Genomic DNA, 12,677 nt, shown 5'->3' with positions numbered 1-12,677 from the left:
TAGCCCTAAGTGCATGGGACCGGCCCGCTATTCTCGCGCGGCGATCGCGCTGCACTGGGCGATTGCGCTTGCGATCGCCTTCCAGATCATCCTTGGCTGGCGGCTGGAGACGCTGACCGCGGCGACGGGGCAGTTCCACGCCTTCCAGCTCCACAAGTCGGTGGGCATCACCATCCTGCTGCTCAGCCTGGCGCGGGTGGGCGTGCGGTTCTGGAAACCGCGCCCCCCGGCGGAAGCGGATAAGGGGTGGGCGAAAACGGCGGCGGGGGCGGTCCATTTCCTGCTCTACGCCTTCATGATCCTGGCGCCGCTTTCGGGCTGGGTGCTGGTCTCCACATCCAAGATCCAGGTGCCGACCCTGCTCTATGGCGTGGTGCCCTGGCCGCATATTCCGGGGCTGGACGGGGCGATGCGCGGCAACATCCACGAGGCGGCGGAAGCCACGCACAGCGCACTCGTCTGGATCGCCATCAGCCTGTTCGTGCTCCATGTCGGCGGCGCGCTGCGCCATCAATGGCTGCTGAAACAGCGGATGATCGAACGGATGCTGCCGGTCGGCCCGCAAACGCGGTTCGGCTTTTTCGGCAGCCTGTTCATTTATGGGACCGCGCTTTTCATCCTGTGGCTGGCCATGGCCTTCGCCTGGTTCGTGCCGGTGACCGGATCGCCCCCCGCGACCGCCACGCCCGCAGCGGCGCCGGCGGCGATCGAGGCACCGCTGGCGGCTGAACCTGCCGAGACGGCGGTGGAGGCGAATGTCACCGAGACGGCCGACAACGCCACTGCGGCCGCCGAGGAAGAAAAGGATGTGAAGGCGGCCGAGTGGAGGGTTTCGTCCGGCGGCCATCTGGGCTTTACCGCGAGCTTCACCGGATCGCCGGTCTTCGGCACCTTCAAGCGGTGGGACGCCGATATCCGCTTCGACCCCGAAGCGCTCGACAAGTCCGACATCCGCGTGTCGATCGACATGGCATCGGCCGACACCGAGGACGCGTCGCGCGACGAGACGCTGAAGGGCGGCGATTTCTTCGCGGTGACGGAGCATGCGCGGGCGACCTTCCGATCGACCAAGGTGACGGCACGCGGCCCCGGCCGTTACCGCGCTTCGGGCACGCTGACCCTGAAGGGCGTCAGCCGGCCGGCAGTGATCGACTTCACGCTCAAGATCAATGGCGACCGCGCCGACGTGACGGGCAGCGGGGCGATCGAACGCAATGATTTCGGTGTTGGCACCGGCGAATGGCAGGCGACCGATCGCATCGCCGGCCGCGTCACGATCGACTTCCGTTTCGCCGCTATACGAAAGGATTAGTTGCCGGCGGCGGCCCCGCACCCAATGTGCCGCACTCCAAAGCTTCGGGAGCGGATAGCATGATCGACCTGCATTACTGGCCCACCCCCAACGGCCACAAGATCACCCTTTTCCTCGAAGAGACGGGCCTGCCCTATCGCATCGTGCCGGTGAATATCGGCAAGGGCGAGCAGTTCGATCCAGACTTCCTGAAAATCGCGCCCAACAACCGCATGCCGGCGATCGTCGACCATGAGCCGGCCGACGGCAGCGCGCCCGTCTCGATCTTCGAATCCGGCGCGATTCTGCTCTATCTCGCGGAGAAGACGGGCAGGTTCATTCCCGGCGACGTGCATGGCCGCGTCGAAGTGCTGCAATGGCTGTTCTGGCAGATGGGCGGCCTAGGGCCGATGGCCGGCCAGAACCATCATTTCAGCCGCTATGCGCCCGAGACGATCCCCTATGCGATCGACCGCTATGTGAAGGAAACCAACCGGCTCTATGGCGTGCTGAACAAGCGCCTCGCCGACCGCGAATTCGTGGCCGGCGACTATTCTATCGCCGACATGGCGGCCTATCCCTGGACCGTCATGCACGAAGCGCAAAAGCAGGATCTGAACGACTTTCCGCACCTGAAACGCTGGTTCGAGGCGATCGCGGCGCGGCCGGCGACGGTTAAAGCCTATGCGCTGGCGGAGCAGTTCCAGTCCTCCGGCATCCAGACCGAGGAGCAGAGGCGAATCCTGTTCGGCCAGACAGCGGCGTCGCTGGACCAGGGCGCGCCGGCAGCGGCCAAAGCCTAAAAAAAATTCCGGGCGCGGGCGGGTCGAGGTTGCCGTTACGGATCAGCCTCGCTCCCGCCCCGGCCCGACTTTCGCCAGCGCGATCATGCGGCGATCGGGCCGCAAGATGAACCGCACTCCACTGGACGAGAAGGCCGGTTGCGGTAAGAAACAGGGCATGACCCTGCCCGCCATCTTCGATCGGCTCTCGCTGCCGGCCATCGCATCGCCCATGTTCATCGTCTCCGGCGTCGATCTTGTGATCGCACAGTGCAAGGCGGGGATCGTCGGTTCCTTCCCGGCGCTCAACGCGCGGCCGCAGAGCGAGCTGGACGAATGGCTCCACCGCATCACCGAGGAACTGGCGGCGTGGGACCGGGACCATCCCGAAAGCCCGTCGGCACCGTTCGCGGTCAACCAGATCGTCCACAAATCCAACGCGCGGCTAGAAGAGGATGTCGCAACCTGCGCCAAGTGGAAGGTGCCGATCGTCATCACCTCACTCGGCGCTCGTGAGGATCTGAACCATGCGGTGCATGGCTGGGGCGGCATCACGCTGCATGACATCATCGACGATCGCTTTGCGCGGAAGGCCGTGGAAAAGGGTGCGGACGGGCTGATCGCGGTCGCTTCGGGCGCGGGCGGCCATGCCGGGCGGCTTTCGCCCTTCGCGCTGATCCAGGAAATCCGCGACTGGTTCGCCGGCCCGCTGATCCTTTCGGGCGCGATCGCCAGCGGCCGCGCGATCCTGGCGGCGCAGGCGATGGGCGCGGATCTCGCTTATATCGGATCGGCCTTCATCGCATCGACCGAGGGCGTCGCGACTGACGCATACAAGGAAGCAATCGTCGCGGGGCGGGCGGACGACATCGTCTATTCGGATCTCTTCACGGGGGTTCACGGCAATTATCTGCGCGGATCGATCCTTGCGGCGGGGCTCGACCCCGAGAATCTGCCCAAGGGCGATATCAAGTCGATGGATTTCGGCGCGTCGATCACCGCCAAGGCCTGGCGCGACATCTGGGGCTGCGGCCAGGGAATCGGCGCGGTCCACGAGATCCTGCCGGCGGGCGAGCGGATCGCCAGGCTGAAGGCGGAATATGCCGCTGCCAAGGCGGAGTTGGACGCGAAGTTTCGATAGCCTCACCCACCCCGGCGAATGAGCGCCGAGGGCCTACCGCTTCGCCCGGAACGCCCAGGAATAATTCCCGGTACTGCATTCGCCCGCGATCGTCCGGCTATCGGGCAGCAGATCGCCCTCGCAATTGCCGCGCTCTTTCTCGCTGACGAAGGTATAGCGCAGCTTGCGGCCTTCGATGCGGCCCTGTCCGCCACCGATCACCACGCCGTCCTTCGACTGGACATAGGTGATCTCCGCCCCCTGCTGCTGGACGGCATAGTCATAGCCGTCGGTATCGCGCCAGCGGCCGGAAACATCAGTCACCTCCTGCCGCGCCTGGTTCGCGCCGTCGATCTGGCTGGCGATGTCATCGAGCGCCGCCGTGCTGGCGTCGAGCGCCCGTTCCTGCGCCTTGCCGAGTTGCTCGGCCGATTGCGTCGGTGGGGGCACCGTCGCCACCTGCGCGGCTGTCGCCGCCTCGCTGGGCGTCGTGCCGCCCTGCCTGCCGATCACCTTGTCCCAGTTGCCGAACAGCGCCGCGGCGATCGCGCCGACCAGGCCGATGACCGCCACGATGATCTGGGTCGTGTGTGCGCCTCGATCCTCCGCCATCCACGCGCCTTCCGATACCGGTCCTGCAAGCATGATGCTGCCGCCATTCTAGCACAGGTGGAACGCCGCGACACGCGCCCACGCGGCGGCAATTGCGGCGAAGCGCAAACAGGCGTAACCTCGGCCCCTACAAGCGAAAACGGGTCGATCGCATCCTTCCACCCAAGGAGTGCATGATGGCGATAACCGTGGCCGATCTGCTCAAGATGGAGCAGAAGCAACTCGACGACCTGTTTTCCGCGCATGAGGCCGGGCCGATCCCGGATGGCGAGGCGCGCGGCACCGCAATCATCGCGCCGGGCACGTCCTTCAGTGACGAAATCGCCAAGTTCGTCAGCATCTTCGCCTGGCAAGGCAAGGTGTTCGATGGCGAACATGGTTTCCTGCGCAACAACATCCTGCCCTTCGGCCTCAAGGCGATCGTCGCCAAGGTCTACAAGGATGCAAGCTGGCTCGATCAGAAGGAGTGCATCGTCCTCGATTATTCGGAGACATCACTCGTCGCGCAGTGGATCAGGGATGAGATCAGGATGATCGAACCCAAGCTCTATCTGGGCAAGGTTTACTGGAACAAGACCCGGCTGATCGATTTCGCGCTCGAATTCTGACGCGCCATGACGCCGCAGGACGAGTTCATGATCGTCGCGCCGCTCAAGGCCGGCGCCGCCGATCCTGTCCGCGCCCTGCTGGCGACGATGGTGAAGCAGCCGGGCTTCGCCGATCCCCAAAATCCGTTGATCCCCTTCGTGCGGTTCGAAACGATCCATGTCGCACGGCTACTGGTGCTCGACGATCCCACGCTCGGCGATCGCGATGCCTATCCCGACAACGCGATCGATGTTGGACCATCTCTCGCCCTCCTCGGCTATTGCGACGGCTCCGCGGACAAGCTGCTCGATCGGCTGGCGGCGGAGGCGGAAACCGGGCTTCGCGCCATCTTCACGCATTGCGAAGGCTTTGACGGCGCCGCCGACCTCCGCGGCTGGATGGCCCGCCACCGGATCCGCCCGGCCATCGCCTATATCAATTGGGTGGGCCGCACCGTGCACCAGGTGCGCGAGGAAGCCGCCCTCCACGCGATGCTCCAGCAAGAGATCGGCGACATGCCCGTGGCCCCCCCACAGGCCGTGGCGAGCGAGTTGCGCGATGCCGTCCGCCGCCGCGCCCCTACCCTCACCCGCGCGCCTCACACGCCGATCGGCTGGCGGGTCCGCAATTTCCTCCATCTGCTCAGTCTGCCCGTGGCGGTGCTATTGCTCTGGCCGCTACTGCTCCTCGCCACGCCCTTCATCGCGATAAAGCTGCGCCGGCGCGAGAAGCGCGATCCGATCCGCTGCCCGCGCCCCACGCCCGATCGCCTCGCCATGCTCTCGCGCTACGAGGATCATGACGTCACGAATCCGTTCAGCGCGATCGGCTCGATCAAGCCTGGCCGCTTCCGTCGCTGGCTGACGATCGTCATCCTGTGGGCGATCAACTGGACGACGCACCACATCTACACGCGCGGCCGCCTCGCCCGCGTCGGCACCATCCATTTCGCCCGCTGGGTCTTCCTCGACGACAAGAGCCGCCTGTTCTTCGCCAGCAATTATGACGGCAGCCTCGAAGCCTATATGGACGATTTCATCAACAAGGTGGCGTTCGGGCTCAACCTCGTCTTCTCCAACGGCATCGGCTATCCCAAGACGGACTGGCTGATCATCGGCGGCGCGCGGCGCGAACAGGATTTCAAGGCATTCCTGCGCCACCACCAGATGCCGACGGACGTCTGGTACAAGGCCTATCCCGGCCTCACCACCCACGATCTGGCCCGCAACTCGCGGCTGCGCGACGGCTTCGAGCAGGGCTTCGCCGATGCCGATGCCGCGCGGCGCTGGCTGGCGGAGATCTAGCCATGCTGAAGGCGACACCCGGCCCCGTTCGCGACACCGTCGACATCCAGGCGCTGGTCCGCTCCGGCTTCGGGCCGCTCGGCGGCGCATGCTTCCTGCTGCTCAATGTCACCGACAAGGCGGCGGCCCGCGCCTGGCTCGGTGCAACACGCCCCACCAGCATCGCCGATCTCGATGGCGGCCACGTCGCCCGCATCATCCAGATCGCGATCAGCGCCTCCGGCCTCGCCGCGCTCGGCGTCGATGTGGATGCCGCCCATGGCTTCGCGCCGGAATATCTGCAAGGCATGACGGGTGATCCCGGCCGCTCGCAGCGCCTTGGGGATCAGGGCGCCAACGCGCCCACTCATTGGCGCTGGGGCGCTGCCGGCGAGCCCCATCTGCTCGTCGCCCTCTATGCCGAACAGGACGATCTTCCCGCCTTTCGTGCGGAAGTGGAGGCCGCACTCGCACCCGGCTTCACCATCGTCACTCCGCTCGAAACCGGCGGCACGCCGGGCCGCGAACCGTTCGGCTTCGTCGACGGTGTCTCGCAACCCACGCTCGATTGGGAAGGCAATCGCAAACCCGGCACCAGCGCGGATCAGGATTTCACCAATTTCATCGCGTCGGGCGAAGTGCTGCTCGGTTATCCCGACGAATATGGGCTGGTGCCCGATCGGCCGATCCTCGGCGACGACGATCTCGGCCTCAACGGCACCTATCTCGTGCTGCGCAGCCTGGCGCAGGATGTGGACGGCTTCTGGAACTGGACGAAGGCGGCCGCGGGCGAGGCCGGATCGCAGGCGCTGGCCGAGGCTATGGTCGGGCGGCGGATCGACGGCCGCCCGCTCGACGGCCTGCCGGAAGTGGACGTGCCCGGCATCAACCAGAAACAGCTCAATGGCTTCACTTATGATCGCGATGGCGACGGCCATATCTGCCCGTTTGGCGGCCATATCCGCCGCGCCAACCCGCGCACCGGCGATCTGCCCGGCGGGCGGCGCGGCATCATCAACGCTTTGCTCGGCACGCTCGGTTTCAAGGGCAGCGCGCGCGACGACGCGATCGCCTCCACCCGCTTCCACCGCATCCTCCGCCGCGGCCGCGCCTATGGCGATCCGGGCGGCGAACAGGGCCTGCACTTCATCTGCCTCAATGCCAGCCTCGGCCGGCAGTTCGAATTCGTCCAGGGCGCCTGGCTCGCCAACGCCAAGTTCGCTGGCCTAGCGGACGAAGCCGATCCGATTGTCGGCAGCCGCGAACCGCTCCCCGCCGGCGGCGCGACCGACCACTTCACCCGCCCCAACGCCGAAGGCCCCTGCGCCCGCTTCGCGGGTCTACCCCGCTTCGTCACCGTTACCGGCGGCGGCTATTTCCTGCTGCCGGGGCTGAATGCGCTTAAGCTTATCGCGCGGGCAAAGCAGGGCTAACCGAACACCTCATCCCCGGTCGGCTCGACATGCTCCACGCCGTTCACCCGTTGCCGGAACACCGCCAGATCATGATACATCCGCCGCCGCGCGCGGCTCTGGTTGCCGAGCGGGCGGTGCTCGGCGATGCAGTGCCAGGGGTTGAAGCGCAGGTTGCGGCAGAAAGCGAACTGCGCCTCGCTGGCAAAAATCTGCTTCGGTATCTTGATCGTCGCGACCGGGATCGGCGGGGATAGCTTCTCCGACCACAGCACCCCGGCATGTTCGATCGGCATCCGGTGCGAATCGGTCTGCAACTGCACCACCATCTCGATCTCGACATCGGTCTCGTTCAGCGTCCGCACCATATTGTCGCGGAGGTAGTTTTCCGCCGGGCGGAACGGCAGGCCGTGGATCTTGCGATAGACCTCGGTCTTGGGCCGGAACGCATATTTCATCGCCTGCCCCTCCCCCAGCAAATAGGGCACGCAGCTATAGAAATAGGCACCGAGCGGGTTGCTCTGAGTCTCGTTCCACAGCCCCTGCATGATGAAATCCAGCAAGTGCGGATCGCGCGGGTTGAGGAAATACCAGATCGGCAGATGCTGCCGGCTCCATTCCTGCAGCTTGGCATTTTCGCGCGTCGTCGGCGTCACGAAGGTCGGCGTGCAGACCGCGGTGAAATCCTGGGTGAAGCGCTCCTCGTCCATCAGCTTGGGGCCTTCCACCCCCATCAGCTTCACGCTGATGCTGACGAAGCCGACATCGTTGATATCGGGTTCGACATGCGGGCCCGGCCCGGAAAAGCGCACCCACGCCTTGAAGCTGCGCGGTTCGGCGAACACGCCCTTGCGCAGATGTTCCGGCAGATTGTCATGAACCACCAACTCCGCGCGGACGAGGCCGTGCGTCTTGGTGTTGCCGCCCCGCTCCATGCCCCCCGGCGGGAAATCCTGTTCCAGATGCACGCGGATCGCGTCGATCATCCCTTGCAGGCTCGCTTCCTCGTCGGGGTCGATCCGCTCCTCGGCGATCGCAAGCCCCTCCTCGCGCCGCTGGATATTGATCCCCCATTGCGCGATCGCCGCGACCGGCTTGCGGAACACGGCGTTCACAGCCGGCCGGAAAAAGGGTTCGAAGCGCCGCTCGAGATGGAGGCCGCTTTCGAGCAGGCGGTGCAGCCAACGCAGCTTCATGTCCCACCCTCCGCAGCATCGGCAAGGATCATGTCGGCCGCTTTCTCCGCAGCCATGTAGATGGCGCTGGCGATGAAGAAGCCTGGAATGCGCGGGAATATCGACGCGTCCACCACACGGAGCCCCGGCACGCCATGCACGCGCAACCGGCTGTCGAGCACGCCGTCCTCTGCCACCGGCCCCATCGCGCAGGTGCAGCTTGCGTGATGCCCCCAGGCATTGTCGCGCACCCATTGCTCCAGCGCTGGGCCGGTGACGTCCGCGCCCGGCACCATCTCCGCGACGACCACGCCCTCGGCCGCCAGCGGCGCCACCGCCGCCCGCGCCGCCTCCACGCCGGCGACCACAGCGCGCAGATCGGCGCCTTTATCGTCAGTCCCTTCCTCGAAATAATGGAAGCAGATTTCGGGCGGATCGCATGGGTTCCGCGACCGCAGCGTCACCCGCCCCGCGCAATTGGCTGTCCGCGCCTTCAGGATCGACCAGCTCAGCACATCCTTCACCTGCGCAAGCTTCTGAGAATAGCCGCTATAATAGCCGTCGAAATGGCCCATCAGCGCCATCAGGAACAGGTCCGCTTCGGGCAATGCCGGGTCCGACTTGCGCGTCACCGCCAGCGCCGCGCCGTTAGAGATATACATGCCGCTGCGCTGTTTACTCCACGCCGCCGCCACCGGATCGTCCGCCGCGAACCGGGCATCCGCCAGCGACTCCCACGGCCGCGCCATCCGGGAAAGCACGCACACCTCGTAACGGTCCTGTAGATTGCGGCCGACACCAGGCAGATCCACGCGCACGGCTATGTCATGGCGCCGCAATTCCTCGGCGGGGCCGATGCCCGACAGCATCAGCAGTTGCGGTGTGTTGAACGCACCACCCGCGACGATCACCTCGTGCCGGGCGATGATATGGCATGCCGCGCCCTCCTTCGCAGACGGATCGCAGGACGCACCGTAAAGCCGCGCACCCTTTAGATAATCGACACCGATGACTCGCCCGTCGGCATTGAAGCGTAGCCCCGTCGCCAGCGCATCGAGTTCGACGCTCAGCTTGGTCCGCCCCGCCACATCGAGCAGCCGGTCGCGCGTCCCGTATCGGCAATGCCGGTCGGTCGCGAGCGGCACATAACAGATGCCCTCGCTGCCATTGGTCCGCCGGTCATTCGCGTCGGCCGCCCCGATCAGCCGCCGCAGGAAAGGCAGCACTTGCCGCCGGATCGCGCGGGTCGAGACAAAGGCGCCATATTTGACCGTCCGCATCAGCGCCCGATCGGAGAAGGCCCGCCGCGGGATAGCCCGCTCGACCGGCAGCCAGCCGGCCCAGCCATGGCCGGTGCGATCGATCCCGAACCGCGCCACCCATTTCCACACCGGTCGATGCCGGCACGCCTCCAGCTTGCGCCAATAATGCCCCATCGCCGCGGCCGACCAGCCGGCGTCGCCCGTCGCCGCAGCAATCCCGTCCCAGTCGGACGGCTGCGGCGCGACAAGGATCATGGCGTTATGGGCCGTGCAGCCGCCCAGCGTTCCCGCGCGCGGATAGAGCAAACCTTGCTCCCCGCGCTTGGTATCCCGCACCGCCTTCTGCCCGTCGGCATAATGTTCGACCCGATAATTCCACGCCATCGCCGGATTTTCGGATGCGAACGGATGGAAGGCGGGGATGTCATAGTCGCAAGGAAAGCGCTCGCCGCCTGCGCCGCGTGGGTCTCCGCCGGCTTCCAGCACCACCACATCCATGCCCGCCTCGGCCAGCCGCGCTGCCACCGTGCCGCCGCCCGCCCCCGATCCGATCACCACATAATCGCAGATGATGGGCCCGCGGCAGGGCGCGCCATCCTCCATCACAGGGTCTTGAGGAAGGCGATCAACGCACGCTTGTCATCGTCGCTCAGCACCGGTTCTGGTCCCCAGGCGCGCTCCTCCTGCGTCAGCGTCGCGACATTGTTGAACTCCGCCGTCCCAAAATAATGGCCGCGATTGACCACGAAATCGGGGCATTTGTTCAGCGCCATCAACGGTTCGCGCAGATTGGCGAAATAGCCGCGCAGCCGCAAATCGCTCTCGCCCGTCGGCACTCTGATCAGCGACGCCTTCAGCTTGGCGAGAAGCGTGATGAGCTGGCCATAATGCTTCGCCACCGCCGCCGGGTCCTTGCTTTCCGCCAGCGGTTTCAGATTCGCCAGCAGGTTGACCGGCATGCCCTTGGGGATCGGGCCGATGACGATATCGCCATTCTCGTTGATCAGCGATTTCAGCGCCCTTTCCTCGGCACCTTCCAGCTTACCCGGAAGATCGGGGACGAAACCCTTGGGAATGAACAGGTAACTGCGCCGCGTCGTCCGATCGATCACGCCGCCCACGGCCGCGCCCAGTTCGGGATCGAATTCGCGCGGTTTCAGCAGCAGCATCTGCTGGATCGCGTCGTCGAACGCTGCAAGTCTGCCCGCCACCGACGGATCCTGATTGAACAGGCCGACGCTGTTGTTGAGCAGGAACGGCGCGGTCGACCAGGCCGAGATCAAGGACGGCGGCCGCGTATAGCCCCGTCCGCCACCCGGCATCTGGTAATAGACCGGCTTCGCCGTGAACGGATCGCGCAGCGAAATATGGCCCACACTCGGCAGTGTCTTGTAGGATTCGGACGAGAAATTATCCCAGATATTGCCGCGCAGCGCGTTGGTAGCGAGCGGGCTGCACGCGTTGGTGCGCAGTAGGGTCAGCGGAATGCGCTTCTCGCTCGACAGATAATTGTTGGTCAGAAAATCCGGCTGCGCCACGATCGCGCGCATCTGTTCCTTGAAGTTGGTCGTCTGCGTCCAGCGCCACCAGCGGCCGAAGCAGCCGAGATAATTTGGTCCGTTGCACTCGGCGATGCTCACCTCGGGCGGTGGGATCGGCGTCTTGCTCGAATGGCAGCGCGCGCAAGTGTCGGCAAAGACCTGGCGTCCCCGCTCCAGCACCGCCGGCGGCGCCGCGACCAGTGCCGCGCCGCCCGGCGCGTCGGCCAGCCGATCGGGCCGGCCTGCCTTCAGGAAGAACAGGGCCGTTGCCGGCGTGCCGGCCTCGGTCGCGCGCCAATAAGGCGAATGCGCCTGCGCGACCGAAATCTCCATGGGCGAGATCGGCTTGCCGCCCGCGACCGCGTTGAAGTGACGCAGCCATTCCTCGCTGAACAGGCCGATATTCAGATAGACGCGGTTGAGCGCGCCCAGTGCGCCGACCGAATCCGATCCGTCCTTCAGCACCCGCGGCGTGAAGCTTGTGTCCGGCGCCTTGAAGAAGGCGGTCATCGGCCCGTCGGAGAAATAGTCGTTGAACTGCTTGTTCTTCAGGCCGCCGCCCGACAGCACTTCCTTGCCGGTATGCTTGGCGATCTCCAGCCGGGCACCCAGGCTGTAGATCGCGTTCATCGTCCGCGGATTGTTGATATTGTCCGTGGAAACCAGCGACGTATCCATCGCCCCGGGCCGGAACGTCTTCACCCACTGATACATGAAATTGCGCTCGTTCGGCTGCCAGAAGAACAGCCGGTCGACCCACATATATTGGGCGCCCACTGTCGAGCTGAGATTGGCCCATTGCGGCCGTGCGGGGTCGGCCGGCGGGTTCACCGGGCTCGGCCCGACATGGCAGAAACCGCAGGACATGCCGACGCGATAGGGCCGCACCAGCTTGGGATCATTGTAATAGGTGGGGTCGGTGTAGAAGCGCTTCGCGTCCCACTTCTTCGCCGCGTCCGCATTGAATTCGGGATTGGTGAACAGCCGCAGCCCGACGATGCCCGTCGGCCAGCCATAATAGGAACCGACGGGAAACACGCTCCCGTCGGGCAGCTTCTCGCCGCGCGCACCCAGCTTCACGCCGGGATATTTCGTCTCGTCGGCAAAGGGATCGGCCGGACAGGCCGGATCGCGCACGTCCAGCCACAGGCCGAACCGCTTGGGGTCTGGTCCGGTGGGTTCGCCGAAACAGGGCTCGTTGATCAGCCCCAGATCCTTCCAGCGGGCATCGCGCCGCGCGACACCGCCCGCCGGCATCGGCGCGATAATCTTGAGCAGGTCGAAGCCGCCATAAGTGGGCCTCGTCATATAGTCCCAGAAACGATCGTTCCCGCCGGACCAGACGAGCCACATGTTGCGCCCCTTCACCTCCTCGGGCGAAAGCGCGATGGCGCCGTCCATATCCTTGAAATAATCCTCGCCGGCGTGGCGGAAATGGCTCTCGTCGAGGCCGGCGACGGCCGCCTCGTCCTCAACCTTTTCCCCGCATCCAGACAGGATCAGCAGCAGCGCCGCAATCGACGACAGGCGAGTCAGCATCGGTCCAGTCACGGCCCTGCCCCCTCTCATTCGGTCGAGCCGTCCTGCGGGGCATGGTTATTCGCGACGCAC

10 protein-coding genes are annotated in these 12,677 nt (G+C 65.5%); 6 read left to right on the top strand and 4 right to left on the bottom strand.

The genetic code is table 11. The features are described from left to right. The first annotated feature begins 13 nt into the window (after nt 1-13). The 3 genes from ACFB49_RS03775 to ACFB49_RS03765 all read left to right on the top strand — a co-directional run bounded on the left by ACFB49_RS03775 (nt 14) and on the right by ACFB49_RS03765 (nt 3,214). On the top strand, nt 14-1,312 hold the full coding sequence (locus tag ACFB49_RS03775; protein ID WP_380876147.1) for a YceI family protein: 1,299 nt from the start codon (nt 14-16) through the stop codon (nt 1,310-1,312). A 59-nt stretch (nt 1,313-1,371) separates the two neighbouring features. Then, nucleotides 1,372-2,094 (top strand): glutathione binding-like protein, encoded by a 723-nt coding sequence (locus ACFB49_RS03770; RefSeq protein WP_380876144.1) that lies wholly within the window; start codon nt 1,372-1,374, stop codon nt 2,092-2,094. Between the two features lie 157 nt (nt 2,095-2,251). Further along, the gene (locus tag ACFB49_RS03765) at nt 2,252-3,214 is read left to right on the top strand and encodes an NAD(P)H-dependent flavin oxidoreductase (protein WP_380879810.1); all 963 of its coding nucleotides are present in this window, start codon (nt 2,252-2,254) and stop codon (nt 3,212-3,214) included. A 33-nt stretch (nt 3,215-3,247) separates the two neighbouring features. Here the strand turns inward: ACFB49_RS03765 and ACFB49_RS03760 are convergent, their stop codons facing one another. Continuing rightward, nucleotides 3,248-3,805, bottom strand: a complete 558-nt coding sequence (locus tag ACFB49_RS03760; RefSeq protein WP_380876142.1) for a hypothetical protein — start codon at nt 3,803-3,805, stop codon at nt 3,248-3,250. A gap of 176 nt (nt 3,806-3,981) precedes the next feature. On the opposite strand from ACFB49_RS03760, the gene ACFB49_RS03755 reads away from it, so the two are divergent. From ACFB49_RS03755 to ACFB49_RS03745, 3 genes are read left to right on the top strand one after another with little or no spacing between them, the layout of a single operon-like run. After that, complete coding sequence (locus ACFB49_RS03755) at nt 3,982-4,413, top strand: hypothetical protein (protein WP_380876139.1); 432 nt, start codon at nt 3,982-3,984, stop codon at nt 4,411-4,413. A gap of 27 nt (nt 4,414-4,440) precedes the next feature. After that, a complete protein-coding gene (locus tag ACFB49_RS03750; protein WP_380876136.1) occupies nt 4,441-5,697 on the top strand; it encodes a hypothetical protein in 1,257 nt (418 codons plus the stop codon). Between the two features lie 2 nt (nt 5,698-5,699). Then, the gene (locus tag ACFB49_RS03745; RefSeq protein WP_380876134.1) at nt 5,700-7,109 is read left to right on the top strand and encodes a Dyp-type peroxidase; all 1,410 of its coding nucleotides are present in this window, start codon (nt 5,700-5,702) and stop codon (nt 7,107-7,109) included. On the opposite strand, the gene ACFB49_RS03740 is transcribed toward ACFB49_RS03745, so the two are convergent. Genes ACFB49_RS03740 through ACFB49_RS03730 form a run of 3 tightly spaced genes read right to left on the bottom strand, consistent with a single transcriptional unit; the run spans nt 7,106 to nt 12,617 of the window. Then, a complete protein-coding gene (locus ACFB49_RS03740) occupies nt 7,106-8,284 on the bottom strand; it encodes a catalase family protein (protein WP_380876131.1) in 1,179 nt (392 codons plus the stop codon). The two genes, ACFB49_RS03745 and ACFB49_RS03740, sit on opposite strands and share 4 nt — an antisense overlap. Continuing rightward, nucleotides 8,281-10,128, bottom strand: coding sequence for a GMC family oxidoreductase (locus ACFB49_RS03735; protein WP_380876128.1), 1,848 nt, complete (start codon nt 10,126-10,128; stop codon nt 8,281-8,283). Before ACFB49_RS03735 ends, ACFB49_RS03740 begins: the two co-directional genes overlap by 4 nt. After that, entirely contained in the window at nt 10,128-12,617 is a 2,490-nt protein-coding gene (locus tag ACFB49_RS03730; RefSeq protein WP_380876125.1) for a hypothetical protein, read from the bottom strand. Before ACFB49_RS03730 ends, ACFB49_RS03735 begins: the two co-directional genes overlap by 1 nt. Nucleotides 12,618-12,677: the final 60 nt, after the last annotated feature.

It is taken from the genome of Sphingomonas sp. DBB INV C78 (assembly GCF_042693015.1).
Classification (GTDB): domain Bacteria; phylum Pseudomonadota; class Alphaproteobacteria; order Sphingomonadales; family Sphingomonadaceae; genus Sphingomonas_E.
This window is presented reverse-complemented; position numbering and strand designations above follow the sequence as displayed.

Excerpts from the sequence above, each read along its gene's own strand:
- ACFB49_RS03775 (WP_380876147.1), top strand. The coding sequence starts at position 14 with ATGGGACCGGCCCGCTATTCTCGCGCGGCGATCGCGCTGCACTGGGCG.
- ACFB49_RS03755 (WP_380876139.1), top strand. The coding sequence starts at position 3,982 with ATGGCGATAACCGTGGCCGATCTGCTCAAGATGGAGCAGAAGCAACTC.
- ACFB49_RS03765 (WP_380879810.1), top strand. The coding sequence starts at position 2,252 with ATGACCCTGCCCGCCATCTTCGATCGGCTCTCGCTGCCGGCCATCGCA.
- ACFB49_RS03735 (WP_380876128.1), bottom strand. The coding sequence starts at position 10,128 with ATGGAGGATGGCGCGCCCTGCCGCGGGCCCATCATCTGCGATTATGTG.
- ACFB49_RS03750 (WP_380876136.1), top strand. The coding sequence starts at position 4,441 with ATGATCGTCGCGCCGCTCAAGGCCGGCGCCGCCGATCCTGTCCGCGCC.
- ACFB49_RS03770 (WP_380876144.1), top strand. The coding sequence starts at position 1,372 with ATGATCGACCTGCATTACTGGCCCACCCCCAACGGCCACAAGATCACC.
- ACFB49_RS03760 (WP_380876142.1), bottom strand. The coding sequence starts at position 3,805 with ATGGCGGAGGATCGAGGCGCACACACGACCCAGATCATCGTGGCGGTC.
- ACFB49_RS03740 (WP_380876131.1), bottom strand. The coding sequence starts at position 8,284 with ATGAAGCTGCGTTGGCTGCACCGCCTGCTCGAAAGCGGCCTCCATCTC.
- ACFB49_RS03745 (WP_380876134.1), top strand. The coding sequence starts at position 5,700 with ATGCTGAAGGCGACACCCGGCCCCGTTCGCGACACCGTCGACATCCAG.